Annotated in this window: 15 protein-coding genes and 2 pseudogenes; 9 read left to right on the plus strand and 8 right to left on the minus strand. The window is 66.0% G+C overall.

Translation table 11 applies throughout. From position 1 onward, the window contains the following. Positions 1-18: 18 nt before the first annotated feature. From AACL56_RS20175 to AACL56_RS20185, 3 genes and pseudogenes are all read left to right on the plus strand, one after another. Complete coding sequence (locus AACL56_RS20175) at positions 19-2,271, plus strand: FUSC family protein (protein WP_339091580.1); 2,253 nt, start codon at positions 19-21, stop codon at positions 2,269-2,271. After that, a complete protein-coding gene (locus AACL56_RS20180; RefSeq protein WP_339091581.1) occupies positions 2,271-3,359 on the plus strand; it encodes a mechanosensitive ion channel family protein in 1,089 nt (362 codons plus the stop codon). The genes AACL56_RS20175 and AACL56_RS20180 overlap by 1 nt, the downstream gene beginning before the upstream one ends. 367 nt (positions 3,360-3,726) lie before the next feature. Beyond that, positions 3,727-4,110, plus strand: a pseudogene (locus tag AACL56_RS20185) (YbaN family protein); the annotation flags it as partial. 199 nt (positions 4,111-4,309) lie between these two features. On the opposite strand, the gene AACL56_RS20190 reads toward AACL56_RS20185, so the two are convergent. The 3 genes and pseudogenes from AACL56_RS20190 to AACL56_RS20200 form a co-directional block, all read right to left on the minus strand. After that, positions 4,310-5,527 (minus strand): DUF418 domain-containing protein, encoded by a 1,218-nt coding sequence (locus tag AACL56_RS20190; protein WP_339091582.1) that lies wholly within the window; start codon positions 5,525-5,527, stop codon positions 4,310-4,312. Positions 5,528-5,702: 175 nt separating this feature from the next. Further along, the gene (locus tag AACL56_RS20195) at positions 5,703-6,404 is read right to left on the minus strand and encodes a LysR substrate-binding domain-containing protein (RefSeq protein ID WP_339091583.1); all 702 of its coding nucleotides are present in this window, start codon (positions 6,402-6,404) and stop codon (positions 5,703-5,705) included. Positions 6,405-6,480: 76 nt separating this feature from the next. Then, positions 6,481-6,621, minus strand: a pseudogene (locus AACL56_RS20200) (LysR family transcriptional regulator); the annotation flags it as partial. A gap of 145 nt (positions 6,622-6,766) precedes the next feature. On the opposite strand from AACL56_RS20200, the gene AACL56_RS20205 reads away from it, so the two are divergent. The 3 genes from AACL56_RS20205 to AACL56_RS20215 all read left to right on the plus strand — a co-directional run bounded on the left by AACL56_RS20205 (position 6,767) and on the right by AACL56_RS20215 (position 10,548). Further along, positions 6,767-7,771, plus strand: a complete 1,005-nt coding sequence (locus tag AACL56_RS20205; RefSeq protein ID WP_339091584.1) for a Bug family tripartite tricarboxylate transporter substrate binding protein — start codon at positions 6,767-6,769, stop codon at positions 7,769-7,771. A 144-nt stretch (positions 7,772-7,915) separates the two neighbouring features. Next, positions 7,916-8,902 (plus strand): Bug family tripartite tricarboxylate transporter substrate binding protein, encoded by a 987-nt coding sequence (locus tag AACL56_RS20210; RefSeq protein ID WP_339091585.1) that lies wholly within the window; start codon positions 7,916-7,918, stop codon positions 8,900-8,902. A gap of 329 nt (positions 8,903-9,231) precedes the next feature. Further along, on the plus strand, positions 9,232-10,548 hold the full coding sequence (locus tag AACL56_RS20215) for a sulfatase family protein (RefSeq protein WP_339091586.1): 1,317 nt from the start codon (positions 9,232-9,234) through the stop codon (positions 10,546-10,548). A 907-nt stretch (positions 10,549-11,455) separates the two neighbouring features. Here AACL56_RS20215 and AACL56_RS20220 read toward each other — a convergent pair. Next, complete coding sequence (locus AACL56_RS20220) at positions 11,456-12,385, minus strand: hypothetical protein (protein WP_339091587.1); 930 nt, start codon at positions 12,383-12,385, stop codon at positions 11,456-11,458. 394 nt (positions 12,386-12,779) lie between these two features. Beyond that, positions 12,780-13,070 carry a hypothetical protein gene (locus AACL56_RS20225; RefSeq protein WP_339091588.1) on the minus strand — a complete coding sequence of 97 codons (291 nt, stop codon included), beginning with the start codon at positions 13,068-13,070 and terminating at the stop codon, positions 12,780-12,782. A gap of 470 nt (positions 13,071-13,540) precedes the next feature. On the opposite strand from AACL56_RS20225, the gene AACL56_RS20230 reads away from it, so the two are divergent. Continuing rightward, the gene (locus tag AACL56_RS20230; protein WP_339091589.1) at positions 13,541-14,011 is read left to right on the plus strand and encodes a hypothetical protein; all 471 of its coding nucleotides are present in this window, start codon (positions 13,541-13,543) and stop codon (positions 14,009-14,011) included. A gap of 170 nt (positions 14,012-14,181) precedes the next feature. On the opposite strand, the gene AACL56_RS20235 is transcribed toward AACL56_RS20230, so the two are convergent. Then, positions 14,182-15,108: a protein NO VEIN domain-containing protein gene (locus AACL56_RS20235; RefSeq protein WP_339091590.1), complete on the minus strand. Its 927-nt coding sequence runs from the start codon at positions 15,106-15,108 to the stop codon at positions 14,182-14,184. A 256-nt stretch (positions 15,109-15,364) separates the two neighbouring features. Here AACL56_RS20235 and AACL56_RS20240 point away from each other — a divergent pair, with 256 nt between their 5' ends. After that, a complete protein-coding gene (locus AACL56_RS20240; protein ID WP_339091591.1) occupies positions 15,365-16,192 on the plus strand; it encodes an HDOD domain-containing protein in 828 nt (275 codons plus the stop codon). Between the two features lie 28 nt (positions 16,193-16,220). On the opposite strand, the gene AACL56_RS20245 is transcribed toward AACL56_RS20240, so the two are convergent. Continuing rightward, positions 16,221-16,964, minus strand: a complete 744-nt coding sequence (locus AACL56_RS20245; protein ID WP_339091592.1) for an SDR family oxidoreductase — start codon at positions 16,962-16,964, stop codon at positions 16,221-16,223. 99 nt (positions 16,965-17,063) lie between these two features. On the opposite strand from AACL56_RS20245, the gene AACL56_RS20250 reads away from it, so the two are divergent. Beyond that, positions 17,064-17,975: an AraC family transcriptional regulator gene (locus AACL56_RS20250; protein WP_339091593.1), complete on the plus strand. Its 912-nt coding sequence runs from the start codon at positions 17,064-17,066 to the stop codon at positions 17,973-17,975. A gap of 76 nt (positions 17,976-18,051) precedes the next feature. Here the strand turns inward: AACL56_RS20250 and acpA are convergent, their stop codons facing one another. Further along, entirely contained in the window at positions 18,052-20,193 is a 2,142-nt protein-coding gene (acpA, locus tag AACL56_RS20255; protein WP_425337071.1) for an acid phosphatase, read from the minus strand. Positions 20,194-20,198: the final 5 nt, after the last annotated feature.

Below are 20,198 nucleotides of genomic sequence, written 5' to 3' on the forward strand. Positions count from 1 at the left end.
CGCTTCCTCCAAGTGACCATGCTGGGGCCGAACGCCGCGCCCCGGTTGCGCGCCGCGCTGCGCGTCGCGCTGAGCCACTACGTCGCCAGCGGGCTGACCGTGGCGCTCGGCCTGCTGTTCATCTCGGGCGGCATCCACTTCTGGCTGGGCACCCTCGCCGCCTCGGCCGCCGCCACCGGCGTGATCGTCACCGCGCCGCCCGACCTGCCCGGGCCGCGCCGCGGCAAGTTCCTGCAGATGCTGCCGGCGCCGCTGATCGGGCTGCCACTGTTCTTCGCGGTGCAGCTGCTGCACGCCGCGCCCATCCGCCTCGGATTGCTGCTGGTTCCCGCCACCTTCATGGCCTTCCTGGCCATGGCATGGGGCAAGCGCGGCATCCCGATCGCCATCGCCGTGATGTTCTCGATGGTGTTCTCCATGGCCACGCCGGCACCGGCGGGCATGGCCGACGCGCTCGAGCGCACCTGGCAGTTCGGTATCGGCGCGGGCCTGTACGTCATCTGGGCCACGCTGGCCAACCTGGCGCTCAACGGGCGCTTCCGCACGCAGTCGATGGCCGACGTGCTCTATTCGCTGGCCGCGCTCATGCGCACCGAGGCCAGCCAGTTCCTGCCGCACGACGACACGCGCGACGTGCGCGACACGCCTGCCCCGCTGCTGGGCCAGCTGCTGCGCGAACAGGCCGCGCTGGCCGACCAGCTGCAGGCCACGCGCGACATCGTGCTGGAGTCGCCGCGCACGCCGCGGCGCCAGCGGCTGGCCGCCATGCTGGTGATCGTGCTCGAGATGCGCGACCAGCTGCTGGCCAGCGAACTCGACCTCGACACCCTGCGCACCCACCCCGCGCATGCGCAGGCGCTCGTCGAGATGCGCCGCGTGCTCGAGGAGCTTGCCGACGAGACCGTCGCGCTGGCCGACGCCCTGCTGCTGCGCCGGCAACCCGATGCCGTGGTGGACCGCCGCCCCCGCCTCGCGGCCATCCACGTTGCGACCGACGACGGCGCCGACAGCCGCACCGGCGGCAGCCACATCGGCCCGACGGCCGCCATGCTGGCGCGCGGGCTGGCCAGCCGCATCGGCCACATCAACGACGAGGTGCTGCGCCTGTCGGCCATGGCGCGCGGCGAAGCCGAGCCCAACCTCGCGGTGGTGCGCGCCAACTGGCAGATGTTCGTGAGCCCGACCGACTGGTCGCTGCGCCCTTTCCTCACGTTGTGGAGCTGGGACCAGCCGCCGCTGCGCCATGCCATCCGCGCCGCGCTGGCCATCGCCGCCGGCTACGCCATCGCGGTGTCGATGCCCTGGGGTTCGCACGACTACTGGATCCTGCTGACCATCGTGGTCGTGCTGCGCGGCAGCCTGTCGCAGACGCTCGAGCGGCGCAACGCGCGCGTGGCCGGCACGCTGCTGGGCTGCGTGCTCGCGGTGGGCCTGCTGTCGGCGCATCCGTCGGCGCTGATGCTGCTGGTGATCGTGACCGTCGCGCAGGCCATCGCGCACAGCTTCGCGGTGCGCCGCTACCTCATCACCGCCGTGGCGGCCACCGTGCTGGGCCTGGTGCAGGCGCACCTGCTGAACGTGGGCGTGGCGCCGATCTTCGCGCTGTTCGAGCGCATTGCCGACACGCTCATCGGCGCCACGCTGGCCTGGGGCTTCTGCTACGTGCTGCCGTCCTGGGAGCGCACGCAGATCCCGGCGCTGGTGGCGCGCGTGCTCACCGCGCAGGCGCGGCATGCGCGGCTGGCGCTCGGCCTCGGCCAGCTGCAGGCCGTCGACAGCAGCCCCGAGCTCGAATGGCGCCTCGCGCGCCGCGAGGCCTACGACAGCCTGTCGGCGCTGGTGCAGGCCACGCAGCGTTCGCTGTCCGAACCGCGCGCGGTGCAGCCGCCGCTGGAGCCGCTGGAACACCTGCAGGCCCACAGCTACCAGCTGCTCGCGCAGCTCAGCGCCGTGAAGTCGATGCTCGTGCTGCGGCGCGACCGCCTCACGCCGGGCGAGGTCGAAGGCCCGATCAGCCGGACTTCGCAACGAATCGAGGCCGCCATCGGAACTCTGCCCACCACCGGCCCCTCTCACCCCGAGAGCGCGGGATCGACCACCGTCGGCGGACCGATTCCCCTGCCTGACCCGTTCGACAACGACATCAGCCCCTGGCTGCTGCGCCGGCTCGACCTGGCCACGGCACTCGCCACGCAGCTGCGCGACGACGCGGCGCGCATTCTTCAACCTCTGAACGAGACAACGGAACCAGCAAAGACGACCACCGCCTGATGATCAAAGAGATACTTGCCCACCCCTGGTTCGGCACATGGGTTGCCGCCCTGATTGCAGTCCCCCTCTCTCTTCTCGCGCACCGCATCGGCGGCATTGTCCTGAGGCGGATCACCCGCCCGGCCCCGACGATCCACACCATGGTGGTCAATTGCAATGCCGCAGCGCGCATCGTGCTGCCGCTGGTGGCGCTCAACGTGGTGTGGCAAGGCGCTCCCGACGACCTGCGCTACATCGGCAACGTGCGCCATCTCACCGGCCTGCTGCTCATCGCGTCCACCACCTGGCTCGCGGTGAAGGCCATCAGCGGCTTCGCCGACGGCGTGCTCGCGCAGAACCCCGCCGACATCGCCGACAACCTGCACGCGCGGCGCGTGCTCACGCAGACCCGCGTGCTCGCGCGCACCGCCGCCACGGTGGTGCTGGTGGCCGGCGGCGCGATGATGCTCATGACCTTCCCCGGCGCACGCCAGGTCGGAGCGAGCCTGCTGGCCTCCGCCGGCGTGATCGGCATCGTGGCCGGCCTTGCCGCCAAGCCTGTGTTCAGCAACCTGATCGCCGGCCTGCAGATCGCGCTGTCGCAGCCGATCCGCATCGACGACGTGCTGGTGGTCGAGGGCGAATGGGGCCGCGTCGAGGAGATCACCGGCGCCTTCGTGGTGCTCAAGATCTGGGACGAACGCCGGCTGATCCTGCCGCTCACCTACTTCATTGAAAAGCCGTTCCAGAACTGGACGCGCCATTCCTCGCAGCTGCTGGGCGCGGTGTTCATCTACATCGACTACGCCATGCCGCTCGCGCCGCTGCGCGCGGAGGCCGAGCGCATCGTCAAGGCCGCGCCCGAATGGGACGGCCGTTTCTTCAACCTGCGCGTGACCGACGCCACCGAACGCACCATGCAGGTCCGCGTGCTCTGCACCGCCGCCACCTCGGGGCTGGCCTTCGACCTGCGCTGCAGCGTGCGCGAAGGGCTGATCGACTTCATGCGGCGCGAGTACCCGCAGTTCCTGCCGAGGATGCGCATCGAGAGCGACATGCAACCCGGCCCGGAGCGCACGCAGCCCGACACACCGCCGGCAATGGCCTGACACCTCCTGCGCAGAAAGGCCGCCGGGCGCTGCCGGCAATCCTTCTTTTCCAGCGCAACGCGGGACCGTTTGCCGACCCGGCGCGCCCGGCCGGTTGCATGTGCAAGAAGGCTCCACGCCGGGTGCGGCCTTCCTGTTCAAGCGCGGCTCCGTCCGCAACGGCAGCGCCGTGTTCCAGCTCTCCGACAGCCCCGACAGCCGCAATGCGCGCGCTGCCCGGCCGCGTGACGTGGCAGGCACGGCCTTCTCTCGGGGCAATTCCGCTCCGGCCGCGAAGCGCAGGCCCGACCTGGTGAAGAATCGGAGCTCGCGAACATGCCGAACCCGAGCGGCAATCGCCGAGGCCCGATCACCTGAGAGCGCTGCGTTGAAGCCAGACCCCCGACAAACCTCCCCGCTCGCGCGGGCCTTGCTGTACGGCTTTGCCGTGCTGTGCCTGGTGCTGGGCCTGATCGGCGTCGTGGTGCCGGGCATGCCGACCACGGTGTTCATCCTGATGGCCGCCTGGGCCGCCGCGCGCAGTTCGCCGCGCCTGCACCGTTGGCTGCTCAACCATCGCATCTTCGGCCCGCTGCTGCGCAACTGGGAAAACGGCCGCACCGTGAGCCGCCGCGCCAAATGGAGCGCGACTGTGACCATGGCGGCATGCGCGGTGATCGTGTGGTTCACGGCGCACCGCGTGTGGCTCGCGCTGCTGGCCATCGGCTGCATGGCGACGGTGCTGGCGTGGTTGTGGTCACGGCCGCCGCCGCCTTCCCGCCGCCCCCATCCGCCTAGGACGATGACCGCCGGATGGCGCGCGCCATCCGCCGCGGTCGCGGGCCTCGTCGCATGGACCGGCTGGCAACGGCCGGCACACGGCTGCCGTTGCGCATGACTACAGGCTGGTCGGGGTGGCTGGCCTGTCGGCGGTCTGCGCCCTTCGGGCACGCACGTGACCGGCCTGACTGTCAACGCTCGCGTTCGCGCTCGCCGGGCCTTCGCATCGGCGGCCATTCGAGGTTGGTGAACGCCCTCAGAAGCCATTCCACCGGCCCGTACGCAAAGCGTCGCATCCACCAGCGGCTCAGCACCAGTTGGCAGCCGAAGATCGCGAACGCGATGCCCGTGGCCGCGAGCGGGCCCATGGTGCCGATCCATCTCAACCCGTAGGCCAGGAAGAGCCACGCGCACACGGCCGATTGCAGCAGGTAGTTGGACAGCGCCATGCGCCCGGCCGGCGCGAGCCAGGCTTCGAGCGCATGGCCGCGCGGGCCGAGCATCCACAGCACCAGCGCGCTCGCATACGCGGCGGACAGCAGCGGCGCGGTCAGCAGCGTGGCGGACAAACCATAGAGCTCGCGGATCGAGTTCTCGACCCGCACCGACGGCCACGCGTAGAGCGCGGCGCCGGGCACGCCGAGCGCCAGTCCCCAGAACAGCAGCCGGTGCAACAGCGCGCGATGCGCCTCCGCATGCGCGAGCACGCCACGGCGTCCTGCGATGAATCCGACGAAGAACATGGCCAATGCCGTGGGTGCCTGCACCAGGCCGGTGATCCACCAGATCTGCGTGAGCTCCCGCACGTGCTGAACGATGACCGTGGCAGGCGTTGCCCGATAGGCCGCGAGCGCCGTGGCCGCTTCCGCGTAGGCACCGCGCAGGTCCATCGGAACGCCGGCAAAGGACAGCAGGTAGCCGACGCCGGCCCACAGCAGCGAGGTCGCCAGCACGAGCCCGATGGCGCTGCGCATCAGGAACACGTCGCCGCGCCGCCGCACCATCAGCAGCACCGTGCCGATCACCGCATAGGTGGTGAGGATGTCGCCGTGGTACAGCAGCACCGCGTGCAGCAGCCCCAGCACCCACAGCGCGAGCAGCCGGCGGCCCATGCGCGGCACGAAGCGCCGGCCCTCGCGTTGCGCCGACTGCATCTGCAGGTTGAAGCTGTAGCCGAACAGGAACGAGAACAGCAGGTAGAACTTGGTCTCGAACACGAAGGTGCGCACGAACGACGCGCAGCGCTCCACCCAGGACAGGGCCATGGGGTCGGGCACGCCCGCGCCGTAGTACGTCGACGAGAAGCTCGCGATGTTGACGACCAGGATGCCCAGCAGCGCGAAGCCGCGCAGCGCGTCGACGAGAGACTCGCGTGGCGGTGCGGCGCTGGCGGCGTGCGCGGTGTTCACGGTGGGGAGCGTCGATGGGTCCATCAGCGAGTCCGCGCTGCGTCGGCGAGATTGCGGGGCTCCTGCATGGGGTCCGTGCGCAAGCGATGTGATCGGCGGGAAAGCGCAGACTCTAATCGCGCCTGCCCCCGCCGCGCCTGAAAAGACCCCGGGCCTGCACGCATCCGGCGAGGCATCAGCCCTTGCGCTGGCGCACGATGCCGCGGATTTCCTCGATCAGCAGCCGCGCGCCTTCACTGTGCTCCACGGTGCGCCGCACCGTGAGCCCGACCGGCCCCTCGGTGTTCGCGGTGTCGATGGCCACGCGCTTCAGTTCACCGCTTGCCAGCAGGCCTTCGACCGCGCCCTGCGGCGCGAACCACACCGCCTCTGAACGCTGAAGCAGGCCCACCGCGAAACTGGTGTCGGTCGCTTCCACCAGCTGGTTGGGCAGGGCCAGGCCCTGTGCGATCAGGAACGCGTCGGCCGTGTGCCGGATCAGCGTGCCCGACACGGGCAGCACCAGCGGATAGGCCGCGAGCGCATCGAGCGAAGGCTTGCGCCGTGCGGCCAGTGGATGGCCGGGCCGCACCACCAGCCGCAAGGGCTCGCTGTACAGGTGCTCGAAGGCCAGGTCGGCCATGGCCGAGGCCTGCGCGAGGCGGCCCAGCACCAGGTCGATCTCGCCCTGGCGCAGTTGCGTCATGAGCTGCGCGTTGGTGCCGCTGACCACGCGCACGCGCATCGACGGGTAGGCCGCGTGCAGCCGCGCCACGGCCTCGGGCAGCAGCTCGCCCGCCATGTTGGGCAGCGCGCCCACCACCACGCGCAGCTGGTCGGCCTCGGGCTGGTCCATGGCGAGGCCCAGGCCTTCGCGCAGCCCGCGCAAGGCCGACACCGCATGCCGCACCAGCCTCGGCCGCGGGCGTGAGTTCCACGCCGCGGCGGCGGCGCAGCAGCAGCTGGCGGCCGACGATCTCCTCCAGCTCCGCGATGGTCTTGGACACCGCCGGCTGCGTGAGCGACAGCGCGCTCGCCGCGCGCACCAGGTTGCGCTCCTGCGCCACCGTCACCAGGCACTGAAGGTGCCTCAGCTTCAGGCGAGAAAAGTTCATGGCTGAGATGGCGGTTTCTTCTGAGCGGGCATCGCCGGAATATAACGATCGGGAATACCTGGCGGAAGAGCTTTCAGTTGTGCCCGCGTCGCCACCCTTCTAGAGTTGCCTGCAGGACCAGAACCAGAGAGACAAGAGACAACCCATGACCGCCGCATTGCCCCGCACCACCTTCGGCCGCACGCGCCGCCTCGCCCTTGCAGCCGTGGCTGCCTGCGCCGCCCTGTCGCTCGCAGGCCCCGCCATCGCGGCCGATGCGCCCTACCCCACCAAGGCCGTGAAGTTCCTCACCAACTTCCCGGCCGGCGGGCCCATCGACATCCTGGGCCGCGCGCTCGCCGACGCGCTGCAGAAGGACCTGAAGCAGCCGTTCATCGTCGACAACCGCCCCGGCGCGGGCGGCAACATCGGCGCCGACCTCATGGCCAAGAGCCCGGCCGACGGCTACACCGTGCTGCTGGGCATCGACAGCACCTTCACCATCAACCCGCACCTGTACGCGTCGATGCCCTTCGCCGCCAAGGACCTGAAGCCGCTGATGATCTTCAGCTCCTCGGGCCTGAGCTTCGGCGTGGCCTCCAGCGTGAAGGCGAAGACACTGCCCGAGTTCATCGCGCAGGCCAAGGCCGAGCCCGCCACTTTCAGCTCGGCCGGCAACGGCAGCCCCGGCCACATTGCCGCGGAGATCTTCGCGAGCGACACCGGCGCCAGGATCACGCACGTGCCGTACAAGGGCAACGCGCCGGCCGTGCTGGCGCTCATGGGCAACGAGGTGCAGGCCGGCATCCTGGCCACGCCGGGGCTGCTGCCGCAGGTGCAGTCGGGCAAGCTGCGCGCGCTGGCCGTCACCGGCAAGCAACGCTCGCCGCTGCTGCCCGAAGTGCCGACCGTGGGCGAACTCGGCCTGAAGGGCCTGGAGTTCGAGGTGCTCTACGTGGCCATGGTGCCCGCCGCCACGCCCGAGCCGGTGATGCAGACCCTGCGCCAGTCGCTGCAGAAGGCCATGGCACTGCCCGAGATCAAGTCGCGGCTGGCCTCGCTCGACATGGTGCCGCTGGCTGAAACCGGCAGCGCCGCCAGCGAACACCTGGCCGGCAACCTGGCGCGCTACGGGCGCATCGTGAAAGCAACAGGCATGAAGGTCGACTGACCTGCAATGGATGCCTTCGGGTTAACCCCGGGGATGGTTGATTTGATCAATCGAATGCCGGGTCTACAGAATCGTCGGCAACCGCGAGCCTCGCGGCCACACCCATGGGCCCACGGCCTGAACGACGACAAGGAACTGCCCATCATGCTGCCGACCTCTCCCATCTCCCGCCGCTTCGCAGGCCTGCTGGCCATCGCAGGCGCCGTGGCGGCCTTCGCCACCAACGCCGCCGCACAGGCCAAGCTCGACAGCCCGCTGCACCTCGTGGTGGGCTACGCCCCGGGCGGCGCCACCGACCGCGTGGCGCGCATCGTGGGCGACAAGCTCGGCGCCAAGCTGGGCGTGGCCGTGGTGGTCGACAACAAGCCCGGCGCGGGCGGCCGCCTCGCCGCGCAGCAGGTGAAGATCACGCCCGCCAACCAGAACGTGCTGATGCTCGCCAACCCCGCCGTGATGATCGTGGCACCGCTGGTGTTCAAGGACAACAACTACGACGCCGAGCGCGACTTCGTGCCCGTGTCGCACGTCAACGACTACAACTTCGCGCTGTCGGTCTCGCCCACCCTGCCCGTGCGCGAGCTGAGCCACCTGCTCGCGTGGATGCGCGCCAACCCCGCGCAGGCCAACGTGGGCGTACCCGCCACCGGCAGCCTGCCGCACTTCTTCGGCCTCATGATGGGCGAGAAGGCCAAAGTGCAGACCCAGGTCATCGGCTACCGCGGCTCCGCGCCGCTGCTGAACGACCTGATCGGCGGGCAGGTGCCCATTGCCGTCGACACCGAAGACGTGGTGCTGCCGCAGCACTCGGCCGGCAAGCTGCGCGTGCTGGCCCTGTCGGGCGCCAAGCGCTCGCCCTTCGCACCCGACATTCCGACCTTCAAGGAAGCCGGTCTCGATCTGTCCGCCACCGGCTGGAACACCTTCTTCGCGCCCACCAGCATGCCCAAGGCAAAGGTCGAGCAACTGGCCCTGGCCATCCGCGAAGTCATGCAGGACCCGGACACGCAGCGCAAGTTCAAGGACTCGGGCATGACCCCCGTGGTGAGCACGCCCGCGCAGACCGCCGCCATGCTGAAGGCCTACCGTGCGCAGTGGGCGCCCGTGGTGCAGAAGTCCGGGTATCAACCCTGACCCCCAGGATGCGCGCACTTCGTGTCGCTTCTCCTTCCCCCTTTCAGGGGGCAACACACGCAGCCCGGCAAAGCCGGTTCCGCGGTGGGAACAAGCTCACCCCCAGGCTGCGCGCACTTCGTGTCGCTTCTCCTTCCCCCTTTCAGGGGGCAACACACGCAGCCCGGCCAAGCCGGTTCCGCGGTGGGAACAAGCTCACCCCCAGGCTGCGCGCACTTCGTGTCGCTTCTCCTTCCCCCTTTCAGGGGGCAACACACGCAGCCCGGCCAAGCCGGTTCCGCGGTGTTTCACGATAGAACTTCTTTCAGGTTTCAAGAGCGCAAGTTGCCATGACCAGACCCAACATCATCTTCATCGTGGCCGACGACCTCGGCTATGCCGACCTGGGCTGCTACGGCGGCCGCGATGCCGCGTTCGGCCCGGTGTCGCCGGTGCTCGACGGCCTGGCCGCCAACGGGCTGAAGCTCACGCAGGGCTACTCGAACTCGCCCGTGTGCTCGCCCACGCGCTTCGGCATGATCACCGCGCGCTACCAATACCGCCTGCGCGGCGCGGCCGAGGAGCCCATCAACAGCAAGAGCCGCGGCAGCACCACGCTCGGCCTGCCCACCGACCACCCCACCCTGCCCTCGTTGCTGAAGGCCGGCGGCTACCAGACCGCGCTCATCGGCAAGTGGCACCTGGGCTACCCGCCCACCTTCGGCCCGCTGCGCTCGGGCTACGACGAGTTCTTCGGCCCCATGTCGGGCGGTGTCGACTACTTCACCCATTGCGACTCCACCGGCCGCCACGACCTGTGGTTCGGCGAGGAAGACAAGCAGGAGGAGGGCTACCTCACCGACATCCTGTCGAAGCGCGCCGTCGACTACGTCGATCGCATGTCGAAGCAGGAGGCACCCTTCTTCCTGAGCCTGCACTACACCGCCCCGCACTGGCCGTGGGAAACCCGCGACGACGCCGCCAAGGCCCCGCTCGTGAAGGACAACCTGTTCGACCTCGCCGGCGGCAACATCAACGTGTACCGCCGCATGATCCATCACATGGACGAAGGCATCGGCTGGATCATGGAAGCGCTCGAGAAGCACGGCATGGCCGACAACACCCTGGTGGTGTTCACCAGCGACAACGGCGGCGAACGCTTCTCCGACAACTGGCCGCTGGTCGGCGGCAAGATGGACCTGACCGAAGGCGGCATCCGCGTGCCATGGATCGCCCACTGGCCCGCCGTGATCGGCAAGGGCGGCGAGAGCACCCAGCTGTGCATGACCATGGACTGGTCCGCCACCATGCTCGACGCCGCCGGCGTGGCCGCGCACCCCGACTACCCGCTGGACGGCGTCTCGCTCATGCCCGTGCTCAAGGACGCGTCGAAGAGCTTCCGCCGCCCCCTGCACTGGCGCATGAACCACCGCGGCCAGGAAGCCATGCGCGACGGCGACTGGAAGTACCTGAAGGTGGACGGCAACGAGTACCTGTTCAACATCCCCGGCGATGAACGCGAGCGGGCGAACCTGGCGAAGAAGGAGCCGGAGCGGCTGGCCGCGATGCGGGCGGATTGGCAGGCCTGGAATACGACGATGCCGGCGATTCCGGAGGATGCGACTGTGAGCCTGGGCTATTCGGTGAAGGACATGCCGCAGAGGTGAGGGGCGAAGCGTACAAGCATCCGCAGAACCGCGCGGGGGGAAATCTCCTTCAAATTTCCTCACTTGCGTCTTGATCGAATTTAATTCTTCATCAACGCATACGCACATCAAAAGGCCAACCTTCGGATTACTGAAGTAGTTCCTGTAGTTCTGGCGGAGATAAGAAATGAGTGTTTTGCGGCTTCTTCACTGACCATACACGAGCAAAGGCTGACCGCCCTGACGCAAAGTGAAGCTCTAGGGTGCTTAGAAGTTTGGAGTGAAATATATTAGGCACTGGCACCTTGCCATGAAGTGATCTAACTGCACCTTTCACTGCTGGCGATTCATGGAGGGATTTAATATTCCAAATTTTGGAATCAGGCGGAGTCACCAGTGCCATTGCCGATGCATCAGCAGCCGTAGTCGAGGTCGTAGATGACCAAGAAACCTCAGTTGATAAGAGAGCCACGAACGCAAAGTCCTCTACGTCCGGATATAGCGCAGCGACCCGTATAAAATCTCTGACCAAATCCCTTCTACGATTAGAAGCATTACTTTTGTCATCATGTCTCCACCACTTGAGTTCGACTCCTCCGACCAAGTGTTGGGCATTTTTTTTTACCCGCTCGATAGATCATGAGATCTACTGCGGATTCCATCCAACCAGTTGGAAGAACCTCCCTTTTGAGGACCCAAGCTTGCTTTGCTTGCGCCCCGGTCGCAGCAGCAGCCACGACTAAACTGTCGCGCAGAGTGATTTCGCCCATACCCTCCAGCGATGAGGTGGCTAATCCATGTGCAGCATGCGATATAAGAATACTGCAAATGCGATCTGACAAATCTTGTATTTGCGCTGGAGTCATACTCTGAATTGACGTTAAGTACGAAGACGCGGTTTTTGGAAATATTGTAGGCCTTGGCCTAACTAGCTGGAGCCTGGGGCGACCATTTGATAATAGCTAAGATAGATATTACCCGTTTGCGCCGCATGACGCTTTTTCCGAAGCACAAGACTTATAAAATCAATTCTCTCTTCAAAAATAGCCATAAGATCGCCCCCATCCACGAGAAGTATTGAAGCACCACCAGCTTGATGTGCGTTGACGCCGTCAGCAGAAAATCCGTTAATTGAAAGGAAGATGCCAAGCGTGTTTTCCAACTTCGTTCTGACCTTGTCGGAAAATACTGCTAGATCGGCCTTGTTAACCAGCTCCTTTTGCCATTTGGCTTCAAAAAGGTATTCAGTGCCCTCGAGAGAAAAGGCACCATCAATCTGTTCTCCGAAATTCTTGAATGACGCTTTTGGATCAAGATCGAACAATTCAAAAAGTTCATACATTACACGCTCCAACTCAAACCCTCTGCTTTGCGCATTGTCCGAACCCACCAAAGCCATGTACCGCGTCTTAATGATTTCCAGTTTTTGTCGTACTGCAGAATTTTCACGAAGTTTTTTAGCGGCAAGTTGCTGCCTCAACTTAATTTCGTCTTGGTCCTTTTTTATTTCTTGATGCGAATGAACGAGCTGTTTTAGTTGATTCACAGCGTTGCGGGCTTTTTCTACTTTCTGAGGCCCGTCATCCAGCGGCTTAAGATGCGAGAAATCGGCAATTTTGCAAAGTTCATAGCAAATTTTTGTTAAATCACCTAGATGCAATTCAGGATTTTCGACAAGGTAGTCGACAACGTCCGACGCAATTTGCCTCTTGTAGTTTTGCCAATTGAAGTTATTTAGGAGGCCCGGCTTTGACAGGCATAGCTGCAAAAAACCTCGAAGCTCTGATTTGTACCAATAAACTGAGCAAAGCGCCTCTTTAAGCGCCATGATGCCGGCCGGCGACAGTTGCTTCGACATACGCATACCTCAATACAATGGAATACCGCCGAATTCGGCGACAGCCGAACAAGCTTAGTTGGCTGTTGAGGAAAGATAAGGACAGCAAAGTCCTCTGCCTCACAAATGCCCCCTCGGATTGGCTGCTGCATTTAATCGCACTCAGCAATTAAAAAAAAAGATCCGCCATCGCCGCCTATTTTCTAAGCGACTGAATTTCTCGAATTTTCCCCAAACGAAACTCGGCGTATGTTTTTCCTGCTATCAGGCGACGCATTCAGTCCTTAGCAATTCGCCGCTTTCTGAGACGCTTATTTCTTTCTGATGCAGTTTGTACTGGTCGCCACGTTAGCGTAGGACAAAGCTTGGGACATCCCCACTTTGTGGGATGCCCCGGCCATCCGCCGATCCTGGCTCAGCCCGCCCTACCCCTCCCACTCACCTCCAACAACATCTCCGCCTCCCTCGCCAAATCAGCAGCGATCCAGAGCATGTAGTCCCGGTGCTTTTCCCCCGCTTCCTCGAACCATCCATTGCCGTCGCCATAGCAGCACCAAAGCAATGAGTTCAACTGCGCCAGTTTGATTTCGAGAAGGTCCCTGGCTTCGTCCGGCGCGAGGGTGGCCGGGGTGGGGACGGCGGGGCCGCTGGTGGTGCGGCGGGGAGATTGGGGCGTGGAACGCCCGGCCATAATTCGCTTAGCCATGTGGTGTGCTCTCTTTCCAAAGTGTGTGCACGTCATGTGGTCAGACGGTCAGGGTGTTTCAGCACCTTGGCCGTCGCCTTTGATACCTCACCTTCGCATCGATGCATGAGCGCATCGACAACCCGCCGTGAGGCGGGCGGCCTGTCTGTTCACTACTTGCTGGTCGTTTCGGGGAGCGCTCCTTTCACGGTGTTCGTCGCCCACAAGGCAGGGCGTCTTGCGGCAGGGGCATTCACTTTAGAGAAGCGAAGCCGCGCAAGAGAAAAGATTTCGTCGAGGATTTCTCGAATCAGCGAGATATCTGCAGGGGCGCTGTGGCGAGACACAAAGCTCTGACAGTTGGGCGCACATTGCGTGCGCCGTCGACTGTCCGAGCTGCTGGCTATCAACACCGGCTACCATCGCCCGCGAGTAACAAAACAATCGTCATCGTTGCCAGTGGCCGCAACGATCTTCAGGGAGGTTGGAGCATGTCCGAGGCATCATCGACCAGTCGCCCCCGCTGGAAGTGGTTGCGCTGGGTGGTCATCTTTTGTGCCATTTCGTCTGCTTCAAAGATCGGCTCGAAGCTGATCAATGCGGCGTTCGAGCCTGAGGTCAGACGTCCCACCGCATCGGAGTCACGTTCAGACGCGACGATTGGAATCGCCTTTGGACAAGTTGCGGCGAAGACACTCGAAAGCTACTTCGAAGAGCACAAGGAGTTCCCGTCTAGCTTGACGGCCGCGCATTTCGATGCACCCTTGCCAGACCCCGTCGAGAGCATTCGAGTGAACCCCGAAAGCGGTGCCCTGAAGATCGTCTTGATGGGATGGGCTCCGTCACCCACAAGGACCTTTTTTCTCAATCCCACCATTCAATCAACCGGCATGACCTGGGAGTGCAAGGCGGGCGAAGTGCCAGTGGAGAACCGGCCGCCCGAATGCCCGGATGCATGGTGACGACACTCGGGCTCAGATTCCGAAATCGATCTTCAACGACGGAAATACAACGGAGCTGAAGTTGCGAATCGGCCCGGGAAGGTGGTCGAAGGCTTGATGAGCACGCTGACGAGACTCCCTCTGTCGTTGTTGTGCTTCTCCAGGCCGGCGCGGCTTAGTCCGCGCGAAGGTTAAGCCGGATCAAACCCCGGCGCCGAACTGATCTCCGTCGGCTTGTAGATCTTGTGCTGCGCAACGCCGCTGCCCGCATCGGTCACCACCAGCAGGCGCCACAGCGGCTCGCGCTTGGAGCAGTCGTTTTCTTCCTTGCTGAGCTTGAAGCTGGGCACGCCGGGCGCGGTGCCCTTGACGACGACGCGCAGCAGGGTCTGGCCCTTGGCGTTGGACACTTCGAGGTCGAAGCCCTTGCCGGTCATGTTCTCGGCCTTGTAGCCGTAGCCGGTGAAGTGCTTGACGACGTATTCGAGCGCGGCGGCCTGCACGGCCTCGGGCGAGGGCTTGTCGTCGCCTGCAGGCGCGGCATTGGCCGAAGCCGAGGCCGAGAGCGGCTGCGGCACGTTGCCGCGCTGCCGGGCGGCGAGCACTTCGGCGTCGGTGGGTGTCCAGCCGCGCGGGCCGCGCACGAGCACGGCGAGCTTCTGCTCGGGCTCCCACCTGGCAACGTGCCACTCTTCGTCGTCGCGCACGCGGGTGGACACCTTGGCGTCCTTGTTGCTCTCGGTCTCGAGGATGGCGATGCGGTTGGTCTGCACCACAGCGCGGAAGCCGGTGCCGGCATCGAAGGTGCGCTTGAGCAGCGACAGGCGGTCCTTGGCGCGCTGCACTTGCTGGGCGCTGCGCTCGCCGCCGCCGGCGCGGTGGTGGATGTCGAGCGACTCCAGGTAGAACCAGCGGCCGCCCGAGCCCACGTTGACCCACTCGGCCCAGATGGTGGCGATGACGTTGTCGCCGGTGGCGAGCCAGGCGTGGTCGAAGGGCTTGTCGCGCGCGTCGAACACACCCATCTTGGCAACGATTTCGACGGGCGTGAGCCGTGGTCCTGACAGTCGCTTCTCATTGATGACAGCGAGTACCTGGGAGTCGACTTCGTTTTCCATTCAGCGGGCTTTGGGGAGTTGCAGGGGGTGGGCAGTATGCCGCATCCCACCCGCGCCGGCTCGCCCCGGCCTACCTGAAAACAGGTAGACGCACTTGCGCCGGAACGCAATACCGGGATCGGGCTATTCGGCAGCATCTGTTGCGGGAAGTCTGCACGGCCGCAGGGCGAAGATGCCCGATTCGAGCAGCGGGCCACATGTAACAGGCTTGTTGCAGCAAAATGCCGGGCTGCAGAAAATCACACCCGAAATCGCCATGACCCTGGACGAACTGTTCGCCGACAGCCACTTGCTTCCCACGGTGCCCAAGGTGGTGTTCGACCTGATCGAGTTGCTGCGCGACGAAGACGCCTCGATCAACCTGGTGGCCCGCAAGCTGGAGCTCGACCAGGTGCTGACGGCGCGGGTGCTGCGGATGGCCAATTCGCCCTACTTCGGCGTGCGCCGCAAGATCCTGTCGATCCAGGACGCGATCAAGATGTTGGGCTTCTCGTCGATCCGCTCGCTGGTGGTGAGCTCGGGGCTGACGGGCACGTTCCAGAAGGTGCACGGCGTGCACCTGCCGAGCTTCTGGGCGCACAGCCTGCGCGTGGCCTCGGTGGCGCGCTACCTCGCGGGCAAGACCCGCCGGGTCGACCAGAGCCTGGCCTTCACGGTGGGCAGCATGCATGCCATCGGCCACCTGATCATGTCCGGCGCCATGAAGAAAGAAATGGCGCAACTCAACGAGGCGCATCCGTTCGACCTGATGGGCCGGCTCGACGTGGAGCGCGAGAAGTTCGGCTTTCACTATGGCGACGTGAGCGCGCGGCTGGCCGCCCGCTGGGAGTTCGCGCCGGAGTTCATCAGCGCGCTGTCTTGCTTCGCCAACCCGATGGAAGCCGAGCAGCTCGACCCGCTGGCCAATGTGCTGCACCTGGCGGTGTGGCGCGTGGCGCTGGAGCGCGAAGGCCTTCGCATCGGCGACGCGCAACACGTGTGGCCGGCCGAGTCGGCCGAAGCCATCGGCATCACGGAAGACGTGGTGCAGGAAATGCCGGCCCCCCGCGAGCTGGCGTCCGACCTGGAATCGATGATCGCCTGACCCAGGCTTTGCCCGGGCCTGCGGCGCCTCAGCTCGCTCCGGCCAGCGCCACGGCATCGGCACCCGCCGGATACCGCAGCCGCGCAGACGTGTCGTTCGCGGCACGCCACACCACCTCCGCCACATCCGACGCCTCCGTCACGGCCTGCAACTGGCCGAACGACGCGAAGACGCTCTGCGCGAACGGCGCGTAGGCCTCCGGAATCAGGCCCTGCATGCGCGACTGGCCGTTGCTGGTGAAGCGGGTGGTGGGCGCATAGCCGGGCTGCACCAGCTTCCCGCGCACGCCGAAGGCTTCGAGCTCGTGCGCGAGCGAGGCGGTGAACCCTTCAATGGCGGTCTTGCTCGCGGTGTACACGGCCACCAGCGGCATCGGCGCGAGCGTGGCGCTGGAAGTGACGTTGACCACCACGCCCGCACCCCGTGCGCGGAACTGCGGAATCACGGCCTGCGTCATCGCGATCGTGCCGAAGGTGTTGGTCTCGAACACCTCGCGCGTGGTGGCCATGGGCGTGGCCTCGAAGGCGCCGAGCAGGCCGATGCCGGCGTTGTTGACGAGCACGTCGATGGGGCCGGCCGCCTGCAGCGCGGCGGCGATGCTGGCGGCATCGGTCACGTCGAGCGGCAGCACGCGCAGGCGTTCGGAGCGCGGCAGCAGCTCTTCGCGCGGGGTTCGCATGGTGGCGACGACGTTCCAGCCTTGCGAGAGGAAATGGCGCGCGGTTTCGAGGCCGTAGCCGGAAGAGCAGCCGGTGATGAGCACTGTTTTCATGAACTTGTCCTTGGTGGTTGGAGGGGTCCGGGAACGATATTCGGCAGCGGCCGGACTTTCTACAATGCAGCGTCCACCATTCGTTTGCGAGCGTCCGGCATGAACGATCCGCTGTCCGAAGTCATTGCGCTGCTGCAGCCGCGCGCCGTGTTCTCCAAGTGCATCAGCGGCGCCGGCCAGTGGGCGGTGCGCTATTCGAACTACGACCAGCCGAGCTTCTGCGCGGTGCTCGAAGGCAGCTGCCTGCTGGCGGTCGATGGGCAGGCGCCGGCCACGCTGCAGGCGGGCGACTTCGTGCTGATGCCGGCCACGCCAGGCTTCGCGATGTCGGGCTTTGAGCCGGCCGCGCCGGTGCACATCGACCCGAAGGTCGCGCCCTCGCCCACCGGCGAAGTCCGCCATGGCAGGCGCGGCGGACGGCCCGACGTGCGGCTGCTGGGCGGCTACTTCATGTTCGATTCGCCCGACGCGGCGCTGCTGGTGTCGCTGCTGCCGGCGCTGGTGCATGTGCGCGGCGTGGAGCGGCTGTCGGTGCTGGTGAAGCTGGTGGGCGAGGAAGCGCGCGACAGCCGCTCGGGCCGCGACCTGGTGCTGACGCGGCTGGTGGAGGTGCTGCTGATCGAGGCGCTGCGCTCGTCGTCGCACGAGAACGCGCCGCCGGGCCTGCTGCGCGGGCTGGCGGATGCGCGGCTCTCGCTGGCCATGCGCCACCTGCACAGGGACCCTGCCCGCTCATGGACGGTGACGCAGCTCGCGCAGAAGGCGGCGCTGTCGCGCTCGGCCTTCTTCGAGCGCTTCACGCGCGCGGTGGGCCTGCCGCCGATGGAATACCTGCTGGCATGGCGCATGGCGCTGGCCAGGAACCTGCTGCGCCGCCAGGACCTGGCGATCGGCGAAGTGGCGCAGCGCGTGGGCTATGCCTCGGCGAGCACGTTCAGCACGGCGTTCAGCCGGCACGTGGGGCAAGCGCCGAGCCACTACGCGCGCGGCGCGAACGTCGTGGCGGGCTGACGCTGCCCGATGAAAAACGGGGCGCCCCGCAAGAGGCGCCCCGTTGGTTCGTTCGAGCCCCGAAGGGCCTGCACGCTCAGGACTTGCTGAAGACCAGCGCGCCAGTCAGGTCGCCCATGGGGTGGCCGCCGTTCTTGACGAGTGCGGCGTCGCGGTCGACCAGGCCCTTCAGCGGCGGCAGCGACCAGCGGTGCGTGATGAAGCGCAGCGTGGAAGCGGTGTCGTACTGGGTCTTGTCGACGAAGCCCTTCCTGGCGAACGGCGAGACGATGAGCGCGGGAATGCGCGTGCCGGGGCCGAAGCGGTCGCCCTTCGGCACGGTGGCGTGGTCGTAGAAGCCGCCGTTTTCGTCGTACGTGACGACCACGAGCATGTTCTTCCATTGCGGGCTGGCCTGCAGCTTGGCGAGCACGTTGGCGATGTGCGCGTCGCCGTCGGCCACGCTGGCGTAGCCGGCGTGCTGGTTCAGGTTGCCCTGCGGCTTGTAGAAGCTCACGGCGGGCAGCGTGCCGGCGGCGGCGTCCTTCAGGAAGTCGGCGTCGAAGTCCTTCAGGTGGGCGGCGCGGGCGTCCGGATGGGCGCTCGGGTCGAAGGCCGCGTAGTAGTTGAACGGCTGGTGGTGGAACTGGAAGTTCGGCGTCTGCGCGGCGGGCGGCACGGCAGCCGGGAACTTGCGGTCGCCGGTGGCGATGGCGGTGGTGTCCTTCCATGCGCCGCCGTACCAGGCCCAGCTCAGGCCCTTGGCGGTGAGCAGGTCGCCGATGGTGGTCTGCGTCTGCGGCGGCAGCGTGGTCGCGGCCGTGGGGTCGGCGAAGAGCTTGCTGCTGTCCGCGGACGCCGGTGCGTTGCCGCTGGGCTGGTACGGCGGCTGCATGGTGTTGACCGCGTAGAAGTTGCCGGCGGCGTCCTTCGGCGTGATGGTGCTGTCGTTCAGGTACTTCGGAGCCGCGTTGAGGACCGAGGTCGGCGCGTCGGCAGCGGGCGTGAGGCGCACGAAGTTTCCGTTGGCATCGGTGTCGATGGCCGAGATCGACTTCCTGGCCGGCGAGTCGGCGCTGTCGGCATTGGGGTACAGCGGCGCGCAGGCGCACACGAGGTACTGGTGGTTCAGGAACGAGCCGCCGAACGCGCCCATGAAGAAGTTGTCGGCCAGGGTGAAGTTCTTGGCCACTTGCCACAGCTGCATCTTGCTGCCGTCGTAGTAGCCCATGCTGAGGCCGCCGGCGTCGGAGTAGGCGGTGAACTTGTCGTTCTTGCCGCCGTTGATCTGCATCTGGTTGTTGTAGAAGCGGTGCACCAGGTCGCGCGAGATCACGGTCTGCGGCACCACGGTTCCCGTGTTGAAGAAGCCCGCCTCGGCGTCGATCTGGAACATCTTGTTGGGCATGCCCACGGTCTGCGCCTGCGTGATGGTGGTGGTCTGGCCGGCGGCCGTAACGCCACCCCACACCGGCGGCAGCGTCGGCAGCGTGGCGCCGTCGAAGTCCTTCTGCGGCTCGGGCGTGGTGGTCGACGAGGTCGGGTTCACGCCGGGAATGCCGTTGGCGCCGGGGAACAGGCCGTACAGGTTGTCGAAGCCGCGGTTTTCCGCGTAGATGACGACCACGTTGGTGATCTGGTCGAGCGCGAAGCGGTTGCGCAGCGCGGCGATCACGTCGCCGCCCGCGCCGGCCTCGGCCACGGCTTCGGCAATGCGCTCGATCGCCTGGTCGATCTCGTTCTGCAGCGCGGTCTTCACGGCCGCATCGGTCTGCTTGTTGTGGTCGGCCAGCAGCTGGGCCTCGGGCACGCCCAGGCGTGCGGCGAGCGCGGTGCGGGCTGCGGCAAGGTCGCCGCCGTTGGCGTCCATGAGCGCCACGAGCTCGGTGGTGATGGCGCTGACCACGCCGTTGGCGCCCGCCGGCGCGCGGAACACCAGCGGCTGGGTAACGGGGGTCTCGGTGTTGGTGTCGGGGTCGAAGCGCTTGCTCGAGGTGCCGATCTCTGCCACCACGGCGCCCTGGCCGGTGAGCGTGAAGGCGCCGTTGGCATCGGTGGTGGTGCTGGCCTCGCCGGTGTCGCAGCGGCCGTTGTTGTTGGTGTCGATGCAGACCTTGGCGTTGCGGTAGTAGCTGCCGGTGACCACGCCCGAGGTGGTCGTCGTTGCCGTGTTGCCGCCGCCGGAGGGGAACCCGAAGAAGCCCGGGCCGCTGTTGTCGCCGCCGCCGCAGGCAACCATCATCG

The sequence above is a fragment of the Variovorax paradoxus genome, from assembly GCF_902712855.1.
Taxonomy (GTDB): domain Bacteria; phylum Pseudomonadota; class Gammaproteobacteria; order Burkholderiales; family Burkholderiaceae_C; genus Variovorax; species Variovorax paradoxus_Q.

Excerpts from the sequence above, each read along its gene's own strand:
- AACL56_RS20220 (WP_339091587.1), bottom strand. The coding sequence starts at position 12,385 with ATGTCGAAGCAACTGTCGCCGGCCGGCATCATGGCGCTTAAAGAGGCG.
- acpA (WP_425337071.1), bottom strand. The coding sequence starts at position 20,193 with ATGGTTGCCTGCGGCGGCGGCGACAACAGCGGCCCGGGCTTCTTCGGG.
- AACL56_RS20230 (WP_339091589.1), top strand. The coding sequence starts at position 13,541 with ATGTCCGAGGCATCATCGACCAGTCGCCCCCGCTGGAAGTGGTTGCGC.
- AACL56_RS20225 (WP_339091588.1), bottom strand. The coding sequence starts at position 13,070 with ATGGCTAAGCGAATTATGGCCGGGCGTTCCACGCCCCAATCTCCCCGC.
- AACL56_RS20250 (WP_339091593.1), top strand. The coding sequence starts at position 17,064 with ATGAACGATCCGCTGTCCGAAGTCATTGCGCTGCTGCAGCCGCGCGCC.
- AACL56_RS20175 (WP_339091580.1), top strand. The coding sequence starts at position 19 with ATGCTGGGGCCGAACGCCGCGCCCCGGTTGCGCGCCGCGCTGCGCGTC.
- AACL56_RS20215 (WP_339091586.1), top strand. The coding sequence starts at position 9,232 with ATGACCAGACCCAACATCATCTTCATCGTGGCCGACGACCTCGGCTAT.
- AACL56_RS20240 (WP_339091591.1), top strand. The coding sequence starts at position 15,365 with ATGACCCTGGACGAACTGTTCGCCGACAGCCACTTGCTTCCCACGGTG.
- AACL56_RS20235 (WP_339091590.1), bottom strand. The coding sequence starts at position 15,108 with ATGGAAAACGAAGTCGACTCCCAGGTACTCGCTGTCATCAATGAGAAG.
- AACL56_RS20245 (WP_339091592.1), bottom strand. The coding sequence starts at position 16,964 with ATGAAAACAGTGCTCATCACCGGCTGCTCTTCCGGCTACGGCCTCGAA.
- AACL56_RS20210 (WP_339091585.1), top strand. The coding sequence starts at position 7,916 with ATGCTGCCGACCTCTCCCATCTCCCGCCGCTTCGCAGGCCTGCTGGCC.
- AACL56_RS20180 (WP_339091581.1), top strand. The coding sequence starts at position 2,271 with ATGATCAAAGAGATACTTGCCCACCCCTGGTTCGGCACATGGGTTGCC.
- AACL56_RS20205 (WP_339091584.1), top strand. The coding sequence starts at position 6,767 with ATGACCGCCGCATTGCCCCGCACCACCTTCGGCCGCACGCGCCGCCTC.